This window comes from Trinickia soli, from assembly GCF_002879855.1.
In the GTDB taxonomy this organism is placed as follows: domain Bacteria; phylum Pseudomonadota; class Gammaproteobacteria; order Burkholderiales; family Burkholderiaceae; genus Trinickia; species Trinickia soli.
Genome location: NZ_PNYB01000021.1, coordinates 1 through 16,250, shown reverse-complemented (window position 1 = coordinate 16,250; position 16,250 = coordinate 1). Strand labels below are relative to the sequence as shown.

The 16,250-nt window shown below is 63.2% G+C and carries 16 protein-coding genes and 3 pseudogenes; 13 read left to right on the top strand and 6 right to left on the bottom strand.

All coding sequences use genetic code 11. From position 1 onward, the window contains the following. Window positions 1-17: 17 nt before the first annotated feature. Entirely contained in the window at window positions 18-896 is an 879-nt protein-coding gene (locus C0Z19_RS21140) for an MBL fold metallo-hydrolase (protein WP_102611796.1), read from the top strand. Window positions 897-983: 87 nt separating this feature from the next. Here the strand turns inward: C0Z19_RS21140 and C0Z19_RS21135 are convergent. From C0Z19_RS21135 to cysT, 4 genes and pseudogenes are all read right to left on the bottom strand, one after another. Next, window positions 984-1,112 (bottom strand): annotated as a pseudogene (locus C0Z19_RS21135) (alpha/beta hydrolase); the annotation flags it as partial. Next, window positions 1,112-2,170, bottom strand: a complete 1,059-nt coding sequence (locus C0Z19_RS21130; RefSeq protein WP_102611795.1) for a sulfate/molybdate ABC transporter ATP-binding protein — start codon at window positions 2,168-2,170, stop codon at window positions 1,112-1,114. The gene C0Z19_RS21130 and the pseudogene C0Z19_RS21135, both read right to left, overlap by 1 nt. 13 nt (window positions 2,171-2,183) lie before the next feature. After that, window positions 2,184-3,104, bottom strand: a complete 921-nt coding sequence (gene cysW, locus C0Z19_RS21125; protein ID WP_102611794.1) for a sulfate ABC transporter permease subunit CysW — start codon at window positions 3,102-3,104, stop codon at window positions 2,184-2,186. Then, the gene (cysT, locus tag C0Z19_RS21120; protein WP_102611793.1) at window positions 3,101-3,997 is read right to left on the bottom strand and encodes a sulfate ABC transporter permease subunit CysT; all 897 of its coding nucleotides are present in this window, start codon (window positions 3,995-3,997) and stop codon (window positions 3,101-3,103) included. Before cysT ends, cysW begins: the two co-directional genes overlap by 4 nt. A 70-nt stretch (window positions 3,998-4,067) precedes the next feature. Here cysT and C0Z19_RS21115 point away from each other — a divergent pair, with 70 nt between their 5' ends. From C0Z19_RS21115 to C0Z19_RS21065, 11 genes and pseudogenes are all read left to right on the top strand, one after another. Then, window positions 4,068-4,319, top strand: coding sequence for a hypothetical protein (locus C0Z19_RS21115; RefSeq protein WP_102611792.1), 252 nt, complete (start codon window positions 4,068-4,070; stop codon window positions 4,317-4,319). Between the two features lie 89 nt (window positions 4,320-4,408). Then, on the top strand, window positions 4,409-5,440 hold the full coding sequence (locus C0Z19_RS21110) for a sulfate ABC transporter substrate-binding protein (RefSeq protein WP_102611850.1): 1,032 nt from the start codon (window positions 4,409-4,411) through the stop codon (window positions 5,438-5,440). A 256-nt stretch (window positions 5,441-5,696) separates the two neighbouring features. Then, window positions 5,697-5,951, top strand: a pseudogene (locus C0Z19_RS21105) (UTRA domain-containing protein); the annotation flags it as partial. Between the two features lie 22 nt (window positions 5,952-5,973). Next, window positions 5,974-7,704, top strand: coding sequence for a fumarate reductase/succinate dehydrogenase flavoprotein subunit (locus C0Z19_RS21100; RefSeq protein ID WP_102611791.1), 1,731 nt, complete (start codon window positions 5,974-5,976; stop codon window positions 7,702-7,704). 12 nt (window positions 7,705-7,716) lie between these two features. Continuing rightward, complete coding sequence (locus tag C0Z19_RS21095) at window positions 7,717-7,962, top strand: 4Fe-4S dicluster domain-containing protein (RefSeq protein ID WP_102611790.1); 246 nt, start codon at window positions 7,717-7,719, stop codon at window positions 7,960-7,962. 47 nt (window positions 7,963-8,009) lie between these two features. Continuing rightward, window positions 8,010-9,437 carry an ABC transporter substrate-binding protein gene (locus C0Z19_RS21090; RefSeq protein WP_102611789.1) on the top strand — a complete coding sequence of 476 codons (1,428 nt, stop codon included), beginning with the start codon at window positions 8,010-8,012 and terminating at the stop codon, window positions 9,435-9,437. Window positions 9,438-9,521: 84 nt separating this feature from the next. After that, a complete protein-coding gene (locus C0Z19_RS21085; RefSeq protein WP_102611788.1) occupies window positions 9,522-10,373 on the top strand; it encodes an ABC transporter permease in 852 nt (283 codons plus the stop codon). Then, complete coding sequence (locus C0Z19_RS21080) at window positions 10,370-11,227, top strand: ABC transporter ATP-binding protein (protein ID WP_102611787.1); 858 nt, start codon at window positions 10,370-10,372, stop codon at window positions 11,225-11,227. The genes C0Z19_RS21085 and C0Z19_RS21080 overlap by 4 nt, the downstream gene beginning before the upstream one ends. Beyond that, window positions 11,224-12,219, top strand: coding sequence for a HEAT repeat domain-containing protein (locus tag C0Z19_RS21075; RefSeq protein WP_102611786.1), 996 nt, complete (start codon window positions 11,224-11,226; stop codon window positions 12,217-12,219). The genes C0Z19_RS21080 and C0Z19_RS21075 overlap by 4 nt, the downstream gene beginning before the upstream one ends. Next, window positions 12,216-12,542 (top strand): gamma-butyrobetaine hydroxylase-like domain-containing protein, encoded by a 327-nt coding sequence (locus C0Z19_RS21070; protein ID WP_102611785.1) that lies wholly within the window; start codon window positions 12,216-12,218, stop codon window positions 12,540-12,542. The genes C0Z19_RS21075 and C0Z19_RS21070 overlap by 4 nt, the downstream gene beginning before the upstream one ends. Before the next feature lie 154 nt (window positions 12,543-12,696). Continuing rightward, window positions 12,697-13,029 (top strand): annotated as a pseudogene (locus tag C0Z19_RS21065) (aldehyde dehydrogenase family protein); the annotation flags it as partial. 122 nt (window positions 13,030-13,151) lie between these two features. Here C0Z19_RS21065 and dbpA read toward each other — a convergent pair. Further along, entirely contained in the window at window positions 13,152-14,555 is a 1,404-nt protein-coding gene (dbpA, locus tag C0Z19_RS21060; protein ID WP_102611784.1) for an ATP-dependent RNA helicase DbpA, read from the bottom strand. Window positions 14,556-14,874: 319 nt separating this feature from the next. Beyond that, on the bottom strand, window positions 14,875-15,774 hold the full coding sequence (locus tag C0Z19_RS21055; RefSeq protein WP_102611783.1) for a LysR family transcriptional regulator: 900 nt from the start codon (window positions 15,772-15,774) through the stop codon (window positions 14,875-14,877). A 232-nt stretch (window positions 15,775-16,006) separates the two neighbouring features. Here C0Z19_RS21055 and sdhC point away from each other — a divergent pair. Next, a partial coding sequence (sdhC, locus tag C0Z19_RS21050; RefSeq protein WP_102611782.1) for a succinate dehydrogenase, cytochrome b556 subunit occupies window positions 16,007-16,250 on the top strand: 244 nt, incomplete at its 3' end.

Genomic DNA, 16,250 nt, shown 5'->3' with positions numbered 1-16,250 from the left:
GAAGAGAAGGAATTGACATGGAATCCGCTTTACAAGTCCATCGCGTCGGCGCCGCGACCGTCACGCGCATCGACGAGACAGGCTTCGCGCTCGCACCGAACCTGCTGTTTCCTGACTGGAGCACCGCGGACGGCCGTGCGCTCGAAGAACACTTCTCCATCGAGAGTCTCGATCTGAGCAACACGCGTGTACCGTTGAAGACGCATCTGTGGGTTGTCGAAATCGGCGGTATGACGATCGTCGTCGATACGGGCATCGGCAACGGGAAATCGCGGCCGTTCAGTGCGCTGTTCGACAAACTCGATAATCCGGTGCTCGATCGACTCGAAGCGGCGGGTTTCATGCGGGAGAAGATCGCCTATGTGCTGCTCACGCATTTACATGTCGATCATGTTGGCTGGAATACGCATTGGCAGGATGGCCGCTGGGCGCCCGTGTTTCCGAACGCGACCTATGTATTCGGCGAGCGCGAGTGCGATTATTTCGCCACGCCGGAAGGCGAGTCGCGGCGGATGGTCTTCGAAGATAGCGTGCGGCCCGTCATCGATGCCGGTCAGGCACAGGTCGTGCCCGATGCCGGCGCGGAAATCCTCGACGGCATCCGCTTTCTGCCAACCTTCGGCCACAGCATCGGCCACATGGCGATCGAAATTCGCTCGTGCGGTGAAACAGCGCTTTTCTCTGGCGATGTGATGCACAGCGCGGTGCAGGTGCATCGGCCGGATTGGAATTCGATGTTCTGTCTCGATCAGGAACAGGCGCGCGCATCGCGTCAGCGTTTGCTCGCGCGGGCGGCGGATACAGGCGCAACGGTGTTTGCGGCGCATTTTGCCGAGACGTCGGCGGGGACCGTCAGGCGAATCGATAAAGATGGCTTCCAATGGCGCTATGTGTGAGCGCGATTCGCCTTGCCGACGACATATCGAAGATCGGGCAAAGGAATTCAGAGGCTGTTCTTCCACTTCGGCGTCGATTTCGTCAAGCTAACCGTCTTGATGTACCACCTCCTCGTGGCCGCGACCGAAGACGTCGGTTGCGGCACAATGAATCAGCGTATCGATAAGATATTTGGCGCGTGGCCATGGGCCGAAACCCGCAGCGGTATTGACCTTCAGCGCGCGGGAAAGACGCGCGCCGCCCGCGGGATCGCGAACGCGGCATCGCCCTTCTCGATCGAGAGCGCGCGCCATGTGTCGCGCTCGATCTGCGCTTCCAGCACGTCGCCGGTGCGAGAGGCCAGTTCGACTCGAACCGTGGCACCCAGCGGTACGACCCGGCGCACATGAACCGATATGCCGCCCTGCCGGCTATCGTTCGCCGGCGTAAGCACGACATCGTGCGGCCGAACGTACGCCAGGGCCGGCCCCGCGAAATCGGCTGCTACAGAAAGCGGCACCGAAGCACCGTCGGCGAGAAAGCTATCGGCAGTAACAGTCCCCGGCAAGCGGTTCGCCGCACCGAGGAACGCACAGACGAACGCGTTCGCCGGATCATCGTAAACCGCCTGCGGGCTACCCGACTGCTCAACGCGACCGCGGTTCATCACGACGATTCGATCCGCAACATCGAGCGCCTCTTCCTGATCGTGCGTGACGAAGATCGTCGAGATGTGCAGGTCGTCATGCAACCGGCGCAGCCACGCGCGCAACTCCTTTCTGACTTTCGCGTCGAGCGCGCCGAACGGTTCGTCGAGCAACAGCACTCTGGGCTCGACGGCGAGCGCGCGGGCAAGCGCGATCCGTTGCCGCTGGCCGCCCGATAGCTCGGCAGGATAGGATCGCGCAAGCCAATCCAACTGAACCAGGCCGAGCAATTCACCGACTTTCGCTCGAATCGCCGCTTCACTGGGCCTGGTCCGGCGCGGCCTTGCACGCAGCCCGAACGCGACATTCTCGAAGACGGTCATGTGGCGAAAGAGTGCGTAGTGCTGAAACACGAAGCCAACCTGCCGTTCACGTGCGCCGACCGACGCAACGTCCTGCCCGTGCAGCACTACCTGGCCGGCGTCCGCGCACTCCAGACCCGCGATGACGCGCAGCAGCGTGGTCTTCCCGCAGCCGGACGGCCCCACGAGTGCAACGAGTTCGCCCGAAGGAAAATCCAACGACACATCGTCCAGCGCCGAGAATTGCCCATAGCGCTTATTCAAATGACGTAGCGTAATACCCATAATGTTTGTCTCGTCAGGATTGCGATACCGGCAGTGCGCGAGCTTCCCGTGCCGCGCCGAGTTCGGCCTCGACACGCCGCTCGGCGATCAGCTTCAACGCCAGCGTGACGAGCGCCAGCATCGCGAGCAGCGATGCGACGGCAAACGCCGCGGCCATGTTGTAGTCGTTATAGAGCGCCTCCACGTGCAGCGACATCGTGTCGGTCTGCCCTCGGATGTGGCCGGACACCACCGATACCGCGCCAAACTCGCCCATCGCGCGCGCATTGCACAGGGTCACACCGTAAAGGAGCCCCCACTTGACGTTGGGCAGCGTGATGCGGCGAAAGATTTGCCAGCCTGACGCGCCGAGCACCCGAGCGGCCTCTTCCTCGTCGCTGCCCTGAGCTTGCATCAGCGGGATCAGTTCACGCGCAACGAACGGAAACGTGACGAAGATCGTGGCGAGCACGATGCCCGGCACCGCAAATACGATCTGTATGCCATGTGCGGCGAGCCACGGCCCGAACCACCCCTGTGCGCCAAAGAGCAGCACATACAGGAGCCCGGAAATCACGGGGGACACCGAGAACGGCAAGTCGATCAAGGTTGTAAGCAGCGCCTTGCCTCGGAACTCGAACTTCGCGATTGCCCACGATGCGCACACGCCGAATACGAGATTGAGCGGCACGGCGATCGCCGCCACCGTCAACGTCAGCCCGATCGCGGCCCGTGCGTCGGGATCGGAGAGTGCGGCCGCATACACCCCGATCCCCTTGCTGAACGCTTGCGCAAAAACCGCCACCAACGGCAACACGAGAAACAGCGCGATGAACAAGAACGCCGCGCCGGTCAGAAGCGCACGCGCAGCGCGTGGTTCGTCGACCGGATCATCCCAGCTCGCAGAGCGAGCGCGCCCCGCGGGGAGAGAAGCCAAATAGACAGGGTCACTCATAACACACCAGCCTCCGACGCGACGGCGGTCGCGGGCGGCACCGACGCCCCGCGCCCGTTTCGGCTCGAACGGTACTGCAGCTGCCACTGAAACGTATTGACGAGCAACAAGATTGCGAACGATGCGAGCAGCATCGCGACCGCCACCGCGGTCGCTCCGACGTAGTCATATTGCTCGAGCTTCGTGACGATGATCAGGGAGGTAATTTCAGACTTCATCGGCACGTTGCCGGCAATGAAGATCACCGAGCCGTATTCTCCGAGCGCACGGGCGAACGCGAGCGCAAATCCTGTAACCAGCGCCGGTGTGACGGCGGGCAGCACGACGCGCAAAAATACATGCCAGCGAGAGGCACCCAGGCACGCTGCGGCCTCTTCCTGTTGACGTTCAAAATCTTCGAGCACTGGCTGGACTGTGCGCACAACGAACGGCAGGCCGATGAAGGTCAGCGCGACGAATACGCCCAAGGGCGTATAGGCGATGCGAATGCCGAGCGGAGCAAGGAGTCTGCCGATCCAGCCGTTCGACGCGTACACCGAGGCGAGCGCGATACCCGCCACCGCGGTCGGCAACGCAAAGGGCAGATCGACTGCCGCGTCGACCAGCCGCCTAAGTGGAAACGGATAGCGCACGAGCACCCAGGCAACGAGGAAGCCGAACACCGCATTGATGAGCGCGCCGACCAGCGAGGCGACGAATGTCAGACGATAGGAGGCGAGCACACGCGGTGAGGTCACCGCTGCGACGAACTGGTCCCACGAAAGCGAAGCGATCTTGAAAAACGCGCAAGCGAGCGGAATCAAAACCACAAGGCTCAGGTAGCTCACTGTAATCCCGAGCGTCAGACCGAAGCCGGGTAACGCACTGGGTTTGCGAAAGACGAACGTGGTCATGCGGAACACACTTCTTTGATGAGGCACAGGAGACGAAACCAGACGACACGAACGAACGGCGCGTCCAGGCATGCTGTCCTCAACCATGCGCAAGGCAATCCATGAGGTTCCGATCGAGTCTATCGAGGTTGCGCGATATCCAAAAGCAACCGTTCCTCATTTCTTTATCGCCGATTCTGCTAAGCAGATCCAACCAAGTGCGGGCACGGTCATCGGCAACCACTACGTGCTTCCCTTCCACCAGGCGGGCAGAGCGAATGAATTACTTCGACTAAATATCACCGACTTGCAGCAGAGCACCGCTTTATATCAGGAGGAATAACGTTATGCGTAATGCTTGCAAAGCGCAGCGGCACCTTCCGGCAAACTGATTGCACAAAAATACGCTACGGAGTGAATATGCAAGATGATATGCCATTGGTTTCGCCATCGCGGCGAAAGTTTCTCACCGGACTGACCGTCGCCGCCGTATCGTCGCTCGGGCTCGTGCATACCGCACATGCAAGCACGAGCGAGTCGCTGCTCAATGTCTCCTACGATCCGACTCGCGAACTCTATCGAGACTACAACGCGACGTTCGACAAGCGATGGCAGGCAAAGACAGGGACGAGCGCTCAGTTCAAGCAATCTCACGGCGGCTCGGGCAGCCAGGCGCGGGCCGTGATCGACGGCCTTGCGGCCGACGTAGTCACGCTGGCGTTAGCTTACGACATCGATGCGATCGCCGATCGCGGACTCATCGCGCAGGACTGGCAGAAGCGGCTTCCGGATAATTCGAGCCCGTATACATCGACGATCGTGTTCCTCGTCCGCAAGGGCAACCCGAAGCGTATCCACGACTGGGACGATCTGACTCGCGCCGGGGTTAACGTCATTACGCCAAATCCCAAGACCTCTGGCGGCGCACGCTGGAACTATCTTGCCGCGTGGTCCTTCGCCGAACATCAGGCAGGCGGCAGCGACGCGAAGGCAAAGGCCTTCGTCGCGGCCTTGTATAAGAATGTGCAGATCCTGAACTCTGGCGCCCGCGGCGCGACCGTCACCTTCGTGGAACGCGGACAGGGCGACGTGCTGATCGCATGGGAGAACGAGGCCTTTCTGTGTATCAAGGAGTTCGGCTCCGACCAATTCGAGATCGTCGTCCCGTCATCGAGCATCCTGTGCGAACCACCCGTCGCATGGGTCGACAAGATCGTCGCTCAGCATGGCACGCTCGAGCTCGCCAAAGCCTACCTCGAACACCTGTACAGCGACGAAGGACAGCGGATAGCGGCAGAGCACTTCTATCGCCCGCGCTCGAAGACTGTGCCCGCCTCTCTCACGCATAACTTCCCGAACCTGAAGTTGTATACGGTGGACGGCGAATTCGGAGGTTGGCGCGATGCACAGAAGCGCCACTTCGCCGACGGCGGCGTGTTCGACAGCATCTACACGCGGGGGTAACCGCGCAGGCCGGCCATTGCATAGCCGGCCTGCCGGGGTGGGCATTCACGCTCCGGAGCAAAACGCCTAAGCGATCTCTCCGGAGGCCCGCGATATCGATAGCAGAAATCGTTGGTTGGGTTGCGCGACCCCGCGCCATACACTGCGACGCAACTTGACATTACGAGTTACGCCATGCCCCACGCAACCCGCAACAATCTCGTTCCGCTACCCGTCGTGTCGCTTCATGCGCAGATCAAGGAAACCCTGCGAACGCGCATCCCGCGACATCTTCCTGATCATCGAGAACGACTGCAACGTGCTGCTTAGCCGCGCGGATGTGGCGATCTACGCGATCCTCGCCGACGAGGATATCGGCGATGCATTGCGCGTCGAGGAAGGCAGCCCGGTGCTGCGCATCGACCGTCTCACACATGACGCCGATGGCACACCGATCGACTACGAACACCTCTATTTCCGCGGCGATGCGCTCCAGTACCGGGTCCGTATCGAACGCAGCCGGCCGGCAGCGAGCACAACAAGGATTATCGTTTATGAACACACACGTCCTCGAATTCGATCTGGTGGTGATTGGTGGTGGCACCGCCGGCCCGATGGCGGCCGTCAAGGCCAGGCAGCGCAATCCCGCGTTGAACGTGCTTCTGCTCGAAAAGGCCCACGTCAAGCGTAGCGGTGCCATCTCGATGGGCATGGACGGCCTGAACAACGCGGTCATCCCTGGGCACGCGACGCCCGAACAGTACACGCGCGAGATAACGCTCGCGAACGATGGCATCGTCGACCAGTCGGGGGTCTACGCGTATGCAAAGCACAGCTTTGCGACGATCCAGGAACTCGACCGCTGGGGCGTGAAGTTCGAAAAGGACGGCAACGGCGACTATGCGGTGAAGAAGGTCCACCACATGGGCGCGTACGTGCTGCCGATGCCGGAAGGACATGACATCAAGAAGGTGCTGTACCGGCAGCTCAAGCGCTCGCGCGTCGCCATCACGAACCGCATCGTGGCCACACGTCTTTTGACCGACGTCAACGGGCACGTATGTGGCGTATTGGGCTTCGATTGCCGCACCGCCGATTTCTACGTGATCCGCGCCAAAGCCGTGATTCTCTGCTGCGGCGCCGCCGGGCGGCTGGGCCTGCCGTCGTCCGGCTACCTGATGGGCACCTACGAGAATCCGACCAACGCAGGCGACGGCTACGCGATGGCCTATCACGCGGGCGCGGCGCTCGCGAATCTCGAGTGCTTTCAGATCAACCCGCTCATCAAGGATTACAACGGGCCCGCATGCGCGTATGTAACGGGGCCGCTCGGCGGCTTCACCGCCAACGGTAAGGGCGAGCGCTTCATCGAATGCGATTACTGGAGCGGCCAGATGATGTGGGAGTTCTACCAGGAACTGCAAAGCGGAAATGGCCCCGTGTTCCTGAAGCTCGACCATCTCGCCGAAGAAACGATTCAGACGATCGAGCAGATCCTGCACACAAACGAGCGTCCGAGCCGCGGCCGCTTCCATGAGGGTCGAGGTACCGACTACCGGCACCGAATGGTCGAGATGCACATTTCCGAAATCGGCTTTTGCAGCGGCCACAGCGCGTCCGGTGTCTACGTGAACGCGCGGGCGGAGACCACCGTGCCTGGACTGTACGCTGCCGGCGACATGGCCGCAGTGCCGCATAACTATATGCTCGGCGCGTTCACCTACGGCTGGTTCGCCGGCGAGAACGCGGCCGACTACGTCGCGGGCCGGGAGCACGCTAGCGTCGACCAGGCTCAGGTCGATGCCGAGCGTGAGCGTGTCTACGCGCCGCTCCGGAGAGAACACGGCCTGCCGCCCGCACAGGTCGAATACAAGCTGCGCCGCATGGTGAACGATTACCTGCAGCCACCAAAGGTCACACGCAAGATGGAGATCGGTCTCGAGCGCTTCGCGCAGATCACCGACGACATCGACGCGATCAGCGCGCAGCACCCGCACGAACTGATGCGCGCAGCCGAAGTGCGTGCGATCCGCGACTGCGCGGAGATGGCTGCACGCGCGTCACTATTCCGCACGGAAAGCCGTTGGGGCCTCTACCACCATCGCGTCGACCACCCTCGACGCAACGACGCCGACTGGTTCTGCCACACGTGGCTGAGCAAGGACGCGAGCGGCCGGATGCACACGGAAAAGCGTCCAATCGAACCCTACGTCGTGCCGCTTAACGAACTCGAGCGCGACGCCTACGAACGCCTGCGCATTCGCACGCCCGCCACCGCCGTCTGAGGAGATCACACCGTGTCCTACCTGCCCCGCACCATTTCGAACCGCACGAGCGCGCCCGTGACGATCGACGAAGCGCGCTGCATCGCCGACAAGGGCTGCACCGTCTGTGTCGACGTGTGTCCGCTCGACCTGCTCGCGATCGACCTGACGAAAGGCAAGGCCTACATGCAGTTCGACGAATGCTGGTACTGCATGCCCTGCGAAAAAGACTGCCCCACGGGCGCCGTCAAGGTCGATCTCCCGTATCTGCTGCGCTGACGCGCGGCCGCTCGTCCACTCCCGATACAGCACACGCCGAACGCACCATGGACCTTCGTCACCGTACCTTCCGCCTACTCTCTGCCACACTGCTCGCAGCGGCCGCGGCGACCGCTCATGCCGAAACGATCCGCGTCGCCATCGGCACGCAAGACACGACCATCAACTGCGCGGCCGGCGGCCTTTTGATCCGCGAACTGCACCTGCTCGACCGGTACTTACCGCATACCGGCCGGTATGCACACGTCACCTACGACGTGCAATGGCACGACTTCACGTCCGGCGCACCGATCACCAACGAGATGGTCGCTGGCAAGCTGGACTTCGGCGTCATGGCCGACTTCCCCGGCGCGCTGAACGGCGCTGCGTTTGAGAAAGCCGGTAAAACGAGCAAGTTCATCGCCGTGCTGTCGGCCAGCATCGACGGCAGCGGCAACGGCATCGTCGTGCCGACCGATTCGAAGATCCACTCGATCGCCGATCTGAAGGGCAAGACGATCTCCGTCCCGTTCGCGTCGACCGCGCACGGCATGCTGTTGCGCGCGATCGCCGCGCAGGGCTGGGACCCGGACACCGACGTGAACATCATCACGCAGGCACCCGAAGTGGCCGGCAGCGCACTGAAGGCAGGACGCATCGACGCACATGCGGACTTCGTGCCGTTTGCCGAGCTGTTCCCGTACCGCGGCATTGCCCGCAAAATCTACGACGGCTCGCAAAGCCATGCGCCGACCTTGCACGGCTCGCTCGTCGACGCCGACTATGCGAAGCGGTACCCCGAGGTGGTGGTCGCCTACCTGCGCGCTGCGATCGAGGCAAACCGCCTGCTCACCGAGGATCCCGAGAAGTACAGCCTGCTGGTGGAGAAGGTAACGGGCGTCGAGGCCCCCGTGGACTATCTGTACCTCGGCCCGCTCGGCCTGCAAACGCGCGACCTGACATGGAAGCCCGAGTACCGCCGCGCGGTCGCGACAGCAATCTCGACGCTGAAGTTGCTGAAAAAGACGGATACGGGTCTGAACGCCGACACGTTTATCGATGACCGCTATATCCGCGAAGCGTTCAAGGAGTCGCGGCTCGACTACGAAGCCGCGCTCGCGAACTACGCGAAGCAGCCACTCGCCGCCAACGATGCGTTGACCGGCAAGCCGATTCGCGACTTCAACGGCGTCGCACAGGTGTGGCTCGCGAACGAGACGAAGATTCGCAACTACGCGAATCCCGCTGAAGCGTTTGCCGCGTTGAAGAAGATCGGGCAGACCGGCCTTAAGATCCGCGCCGCATACGTGCATGACCACACGAGTGGACTGAAACTCTTCGCGAAGCAGGCGTGGTACGTACGGGACGCGCGCGGCGGTCTCGCTGCCTTCCTGCTCCAGTCGAACGCCGACGCATACGCCCGGGCCACATCCGGCTCCGTCGTCGACTACGCAGCGGCAGCATCGGGTGCGACAGAAGCGCTCGCCGCACGCTGACGCGAGCGCGTCAGTCCGGCGGGCGGATCCGGCCACGCATCCGCCCACACATTCGCCCCCCATTTGAACCGAACAGGCACGCTCATGGCCATATCGCTTGAACTTCCCGACCACGCCGCAACCGGCGCGCCAGCTCCGGCCGCCGCCGACAGTGCGGCCCGGCAACGCCAACGTCTCCTACGCGCGGGTTCGATCGTTTTCTTTGCCGCACTGTGGCAGCTTGCGGTCCACTTACGTCTGTCGCTCGGCTTCGTTTCGTTCTCGACCATGCCGGCGCCGAGCGATGTCGGCCCTGCCTTCTGGGAACTGCTGCATTCACCGAAGCTGCCGCTCGATCTCGCGGCAAGCGTGCTGCGCGTGCTCGCCGGCTTTAGCGGGGCCGCCGTCGCGGGCGTCGGGCTCGGGCTCGCGATCGGCCGGCATCGCGCGCTCGAGGACACGCTGCTGCCACCGCTCGAAATGCTGCGCCCCATTCCTGCGGTCGCGTGGATCCCGCTCGCGATTCTGATCTTTCCGTCATCCGAACTCAGCATGATCTTTATCACCTTCGTCGGCGCGCTCTTTCCCATCCTGCTGAACACGATGCACGGCGTCGAGGGGGCGGACCCGCGGCTCGTCGCCACCGCGCGCGGGCTCGGCACGAGTCCGTTGCGTCTTTACACCGAAGTCATAGTGCCAGCCGCCGCGCCCGCTATTTTCACGGGATTGTCGATCGGCATGGGAACCGCGTGGTTTTGCCTCGTCACCGCCGAGATGATCGCCGGCCAGTATGGGATCGGCTACTTCACGTGGGAGTCCTATACGCTGCAGAACTATGCAAACATCGTCGTCGGCATGGCGATCATCGGCGTGCTCGGCATGGGCAGCAGTCTGCTCGTGAAGCGCGCCGGCCGCGCGCTCACACCGTGGCATCAGGCGCGTGGAGGTCACCGATGAACGCGCTTGCCGGGAGCTACGCTGCGCGCGTGCAGGTGCGGGCACTATCGATCGACGTGGGCGCGCCCGGGGCGCACCTCACCGCACTCGATACGGTCGATCTCGACATCGCGCCGGGCGAGTTCGCCTGTGTGCTGGGTCCGTCCGGCTGCGGCAAATCGACGTTGCTCAGCGCCATCGCCGGACACATCCCGCCCACGCGCGGAAACATCTTCGTCGACGGCCAGCGTGTTGACCGACCGCATCCCGAACGCGGTCTGGTGTTTCAGCAACACACGCTGTTCCCGTGGAAACGGGTGATCGAGAACGTCGCATTCGGTCTGAAGATGAAGGGCGTCGCGCGGCATGCGCGACTTCACGAAGCCGCGCGGCTGCTCAAGCTCGTCGGGCTCGCCGGCTTCGAGCACCACTACCCCGCCCAGCTCTCCGGCGGCATGCAGCAACGTGTCGAAATCGCGCGCGTGCTGATCAACGGGCCACGCATCTTGCTGATGGACGAGCCGTTCGGCGCACTTGATGCGCAAACGCGCCGGATGATGCAGACACTGCTGCTCGAGCTCTGGTCGACGATTCGCACGACGGTCGTCTTCGTTACGCACGACATCGACGAAGCGCTCTTCCTCGGCGGGCGCATCGTCATGCTGTCGAGCCGGCCTGCGCGTATCGTCGACGACTTCGCTGTGCCGCTGGCACGGCCCCGCAGCGACGAAAGCACCACCGACCCTGCGTTCATCGACCTCAAGCGCCGCTGCATCCGCGCACTGCACGAAGCCACCCATGCTCCCGCATCGCCACGTCCGGCTGCCGTTGTGCCAGCCGACCGCGATCTGATTGCCCTCACCCCGCCCCGATGAACTCACATCCCACGTCTGCCCAGGATATCGATCCGCTCGCCGATACCGCAACGGGTCCGCTCGCGCGCTTGCAATCGCCGGACGCGGTCGTGCGCCGCATCGCGCTGCTCGAACTTGCCGACCTTGAAATCCCCGACGCGGTGCCCGCGTTCATGGCGGCATTGCGCGGCGACGCCGCCGCCGAGATCCGCGCCGAGGCCGCCGCAATACTCGGCGCATGGGAACGCGACGACGTCGTCGATGCGCTCTGCGCCGCGCTTCTCGATCAGGACGACGAGGTCCGAGATGCCGCCGCCGACAGCCTTGCCGGGCTGCAGCAGCCCTCGTCCGGTGCGGTGTTGCGGCGGTGGGTGCAGCAGCCGGCTCCGGCGGTCCTGCGCGCGGTGCTGCGAGGCCTGCGCGAGTTGCGCTACGCCGAGGCGCTCGAGCCGGCGCTCGACGCACTCGCACACGACGATGCCGCGGTGCGGCTCGAAGCCGTTTCCGTGCTCGGCTGGTTGAGGGACGAGCGGGCGCTCGCGCCGCTTATCGGACGTGTCGCCGGCGACGTCGATCCGGTTGTCCGCCGCACGGCCGTTGGCGCACTTGGCTTCGCGCCATCCGGCGACGAAGCGACGGTGCATGCGCTGCTCGCCGCACTTCGCGACGACGCTTGGCGGGTCCGCGAGGAAACCGCAGAGACCCTTGGCAAGCTACGGCCGCAGTCGGCTGTTGAGCCGCTCGTTGCGGCGCTCGACGATCCCTACTGGCAAGTGCGGCTGCGCGCGGTGCGTGCGCTCGGGCAACTGCGCGACGCGCGCGCAGCCCTACCCGTCGCCGCGCTGCTGACTCACACGATCGGCAACCTGCGCCGCGAGGCAGCGCTAACGCTAGGCGAACTGCGCGACGCGCGCACACTGCCGGCGCTGCGCGACGCGCTGCTCGACCAAGACCCCGACGTGCGCAAGGCAGTGCGCATCGCGCTGACGCAGATGGGCGACGAACAGCGATGAATGCGCCCACATTGCTCCGCGTCGATGCGACCGCCCGCGCACTGACGGTATCGTGGGCGGATGGCCGCACGCAACGCGTCGCGCACGCGCAATTGCGAGCCGCTTGCCCGTGCGCGGAATGCACCGTGCGCCGGCGTGCAGGCGGCCAGGTCGACGTGACGCCGGACGTCGCGCTGCTCGGCATCGAGGCGATCGGCTATGGCATCCGGCTCCTGTTCAGCGACGGCCACGCGCGCGGCATCTACCCGTGGACCTATCTGGCGCGCGTGGCGGAGACGGAGACGGAGACGCAGGCCGACGCCGCATCGGGACTCGTCGGCTGACCGGCATTGACCGTGACGTGGCGCTGACTACACGGCAAGCACGGGCGTGCGCTCGCAATCTTTGCCGCGAGGGTGTCTCAGGGTGCGTTCGTTCGATCTCAGTGGTCATTCAGAAAACTCCTTGGTCGACATCGCTTCGCTCGATGCCATGCCGACGCCCGCGATGAAGATTGCCCGTGAAGAAGCGTTCGGGCCGGTGGCAGCGCTCTTTCGCTTCGATACCGACGACGAAGCGATCGCGATGGCCAACGACACCGAGTATGGGCTTGCCGCCTACCTCTATAGCCGCGATGCGGCGCGCATCCGGCGCAACGCGGCGCGCATCGAATCGGGGATGGTGGGGATCAACTGCGGACTCCTCTCGAACGAACTCGCGCCTTTTGGCGGCGTGAAGCAGAGCGGCCTGGGGCGCGAAGGCTCGCATCCAGGCATCGACGAATTCGTGGAGGTCAATGACTTGTGCTTGGATGGGCTGGTTTCCCGGTGACGCAACCACTGAGCTTGCCCCTGTTTCACGAGTCCGATAGCTGAAACAATCGGACCGCGCGCTCCCGCCGACTTGCGGTCCAACGCATCTCGAAGGTCATCGTGTGCGTACGGCACGCACCGTCAACGCCACTCGTCCATCAATCGCGCTTTCACCTTCTTGCCCTTCACTTTCCCTGCGTTGAGCTTGCGCAGCGCGTCGCGCGCGATGCTTCGCTCGACCGCGACGTAGGTCGAGTATTCGGTCACGTTGATCTTTCCGATCTGTGCGCCGCTGAAGCCCGCTTCCCCCGTCAGCGCGCCCAGCACGTCGCCAGGGCGAATCTTTTCTTTTCGCCCACCGAGGATCTGCAAGGTCTCCATCGGCGGCAACAACAGCGTGTCGCTTTGCGCCTTGAGCTCGCTGAGAGGATGCCATTCGACATCGCGCTTTTGCGCCTGCTCGATGCCGCCCACGCGCCCCATTTCATCCATGCTTGCGAGGCTCAGCGCCCAGCCATCTTCGTCCGCGCGGCCCGTGCGGCCAATTCGATGCACGTGCACTTGGGGATCGGGCGTCACGTCGACGTTGATCACCGCCTCGAGCTGCGTAAAATCCAGCCCGCGCGCAGCGACATCGGTGGCAACGAGCACTGAGCAGCTACGGTTCGCGAATTGAATCAGCACCTGATCGCGTTCGCGTTGATCGAGTTCACCGTGCAACGCCAGCGCATGAAAACCCTGCGCACGCAGTACATCGAGCAAGTCGCGGCATTGTTGCTTCGTGTTGCAGAACGCTAGCGTACTCACCGGGCGATAGTGATTCAGCAACATGCCCACCGCGTGCAACCGCTGCTCGTCCGTCACCTCATAAAAGCGCTGGCGAATCTTGCTGTCGTCGTGACGCTCTTCAAGCCTCACCTCTTTGGGATTGCGCAGGAATCGCTGGCTGAGTTTGGCGATGCCGTCGGGGTAGGTCGCGGAAAACAGCAACGTTTGCCGCTCTTTCGGACACCGATCGGCCACCTTCGCTATATCGTCGTAGAAGCCCATGTCGAGCATCCGATCCGCTTCGTCGAGCACGAGCGTATTCAATGCATCGAGGGCAAGGCTGCCACGCTCCAGATGGTCCATGATGCGCCCCGGCGTCCCGACGACGATATGTGAGCCATGTTCGAGACTCGCCGCCTGCGGCGCGATCGGCGTGCCGCCGCAGAGCGTCAGCACCTTGATGTTTTCCTCGGCGCGCGCGAGGCGGCGGATTTCCTGCGTGACCTGATCGGCAAGCTCGCGCGTGGGACATAGAACCATCGCTTGCACGTCGAAGCGGCGGGCGTCCAGCCGCGCGAGTAACGCGAGCGAAAATGCGGCTGTCTTGCCGCTGCCCGTCTTGGCCTGAGCGATCAGGTCGTGCCCCGCCAGCGCGATCGGTAAGCCCGCCGCCTGAATCGGCGTCATGGAGACATAGCCGAGCCGGGCGAGATTGGCGAGTACGGCGGGCGCAAGCGGGAGCTCGCTGAAGGACGTGGCGGTCGGTTTATTGGTCATGAAGGGGCGTCGTTCGTCAATCGTGCATGTTCAATCTGAATGAACACCCGCGCATCATGAACAACAACGCCAGTGCGATCAACTTTTTTGAGCACAAAAGACGCTTAGCCCGCCACCAACAGCGGGCGAACCGATCGACTTCGCCGCCGCGTCGCACGCCGGCCCGCCAGCGCGCGCTTTCGCGTGGCTTTCCTGGCTACCGCACCGGTAGTGGGTGCAAGCAATCTTAGCGGCGAAAGCACAAAAAATGGATTCCAAAGAATGGCGCAAACTTCGCGATCGATTGAATGATTTTCTAACGACCGAGCTGAGAACACCTTCAACTCGCCGCTGGCGTCGTCAACTGGCGAGCGATCGCGAGAAAATTTTCCACCTTCGACGCTTTGGGCGGAGCCTGTGACGCCAACGCCAGACGGATGGTGATATTCGCACCGGCGACATCCGCATACACCACCCCCTCGACCTGAATCTGGCAGACCGATGCCGGCACGAGCGATACGCCGAACTCCGCAGCGACGAAGTTGACGACGGACGACAATTGCGGCGCCTGCTGGCCCAGCACAGGCTCGTATCCCGCGTAGCGGCAAGCGCCCACGATGACGTCGTGCAGCGTGGGGCTGACGTCCCGAGGCAGCAGCACGAACGGTTCGCCGTCCAGCATCTCGAGCTTGATTCGCTGCTTGCGCGCCAATCGGTGCGTGGCCGGCAGCACCAAGCGCATCCGTTCAGCCGCGATGTGATGGAACGTCATGCTCGCCGGTGACTGCGCGCCAAGCCGCACGAAAGCCACGTCCACACGGCCGGCTTTGAGATCGTCGAGCAGTTCGGCCGTGTTGCCCTCGGACAGTGTGAGGGTCACGCCGGGATAGGACTGCCGAAACTGCCGGATGATCCTCGGCACGACCGGATTGAACGCCGCCGACCCCGTGAAGCCGATGTTCAGTTGCCCCGTCTCGCCCCGCCCCGCACTTTGTGCATTGGCGATGGCTTGCCCGGCGCTTTCGAGGAGCCGGCGCGCGTCGATGAGAAAGGCCTCGCCGGCTTCGGTGAGCACGACGCCGTGCCCGGTCCGACGAAACAGACGCACGTTCAGTTCGGCTTCGAGCGCGTGAATCTGCTGGCTCAGCGGCGGCTGGCCGATGCCGAGCTTCTCCGCCGCCCGCGTGACGTTTCGTTCCTCGGCGACCGCCAGGAAGTAGCGAATATGCCGTAGCTCCATACCGATATCTGTAAAATGTATTTCTGGAATACAAGATAGATATTAGACAGCATATCAGGATGGGGAGACAATATCCGCAAAATTCTTGGGTGCGGCATGACGCCGCGCTCACTACGCGCCCCTCACACCCCCGGCCTGTCCGGTCCGGTTCGAAAGTTCGCCCGTTGCACGCGGCGGCTTGGCGTGAGGCGGCCGTAGCGCGATCGGGCTCGATACGACAAAGGGGTATGACATGGCAGGACCTGTGGACAAGCAGAGACAGAGGCCGGAATTCCGGAACATCGGTCTGGGGCAAATCTTGACGGCATATCGTCTACCGTTGGCGGGACGCGTGTCGATCCTGCATCGGGTCAGCGGTGCTGCATTGTTTCTTTTCCTTCCGTTCCTGCTGTACCTCTTCAGTCAGAGCCTTACTTCCGAACTGAGCTTCGAAGTCTTCAAGGGCTTCCTGTCCAACATCATCGTCAAGCTGATCA

What these genes read in the sequence shown, in the direction of transcription:
- C0Z19_RS21140 (WP_102611796.1), top strand. Translation starts at nt 18, where the DNA reads ATGGAATCCGCTTTACAAGTCCATCGCGTCGGCGCCGCGACCGTCACG.
- C0Z19_RS21130 (WP_102611795.1), bottom strand. Translation starts at nt 2,170, where the DNA reads ATGGGTATTACGCTACGTCATTTGAATAAGCGCTATGGGCAATTCTCG.
- cysW (WP_102611794.1), bottom strand. Translation starts at nt 3,104, where the DNA reads ATGAGTGACCCTGTCTATTTGGCTTCTCTCCCCGCGGGGCGCGCTCGC.
- cysT (WP_102611793.1), bottom strand. Translation starts at nt 3,997, where the DNA reads ATGACCACGTTCGTCTTTCGCAAACCCAGTGCGTTACCCGGCTTCGGT.
- C0Z19_RS21115 (WP_102611792.1), top strand. Translation starts at nt 4,068, where the DNA reads ATGCTGTCCTCAACCATGCGCAAGGCAATCCATGAGGTTCCGATCGAG.
- C0Z19_RS21110 (WP_102611850.1), top strand. Translation starts at nt 4,409, where the DNA reads ATGCCATTGGTTTCGCCATCGCGGCGAAAGTTTCTCACCGGACTGACC.
- C0Z19_RS21100 (WP_102611791.1), top strand. Translation starts at nt 5,974, where the DNA reads ATGAACACACACGTCCTCGAATTCGATCTGGTGGTGATTGGTGGTGGC.
- C0Z19_RS21090 (WP_102611789.1), top strand. Translation starts at nt 8,010, where the DNA reads ATGGACCTTCGTCACCGTACCTTCCGCCTACTCTCTGCCACACTGCTC.
- C0Z19_RS21085 (WP_102611788.1), top strand. Translation starts at nt 9,522, where the DNA reads ATGGCCATATCGCTTGAACTTCCCGACCACGCCGCAACCGGCGCGCCA.
- C0Z19_RS21080 (WP_102611787.1), top strand. Translation starts at nt 10,370, where the DNA reads ATGAACGCGCTTGCCGGGAGCTACGCTGCGCGCGTGCAGGTGCGGGCA.
- C0Z19_RS21075 (WP_102611786.1), top strand. Translation starts at nt 11,224, where the DNA reads ATGAACTCACATCCCACGTCTGCCCAGGATATCGATCCGCTCGCCGAT.
- C0Z19_RS21070 (WP_102611785.1), top strand. Translation starts at nt 12,216, where the DNA reads ATGAATGCGCCCACATTGCTCCGCGTCGATGCGACCGCCCGCGCACTG.
- dbpA (WP_102611784.1), bottom strand. Translation starts at nt 14,555, where the DNA reads ATGACCAATAAACCGACCGCCACGTCCTTCAGCGAGCTCCCGCTTGCG.
- C0Z19_RS21055 (WP_102611783.1), bottom strand. Translation starts at nt 15,774, where the DNA reads ATGGAGCTACGGCATATTCGCTACTTCCTGGCGGTCGCCGAGGAACGA.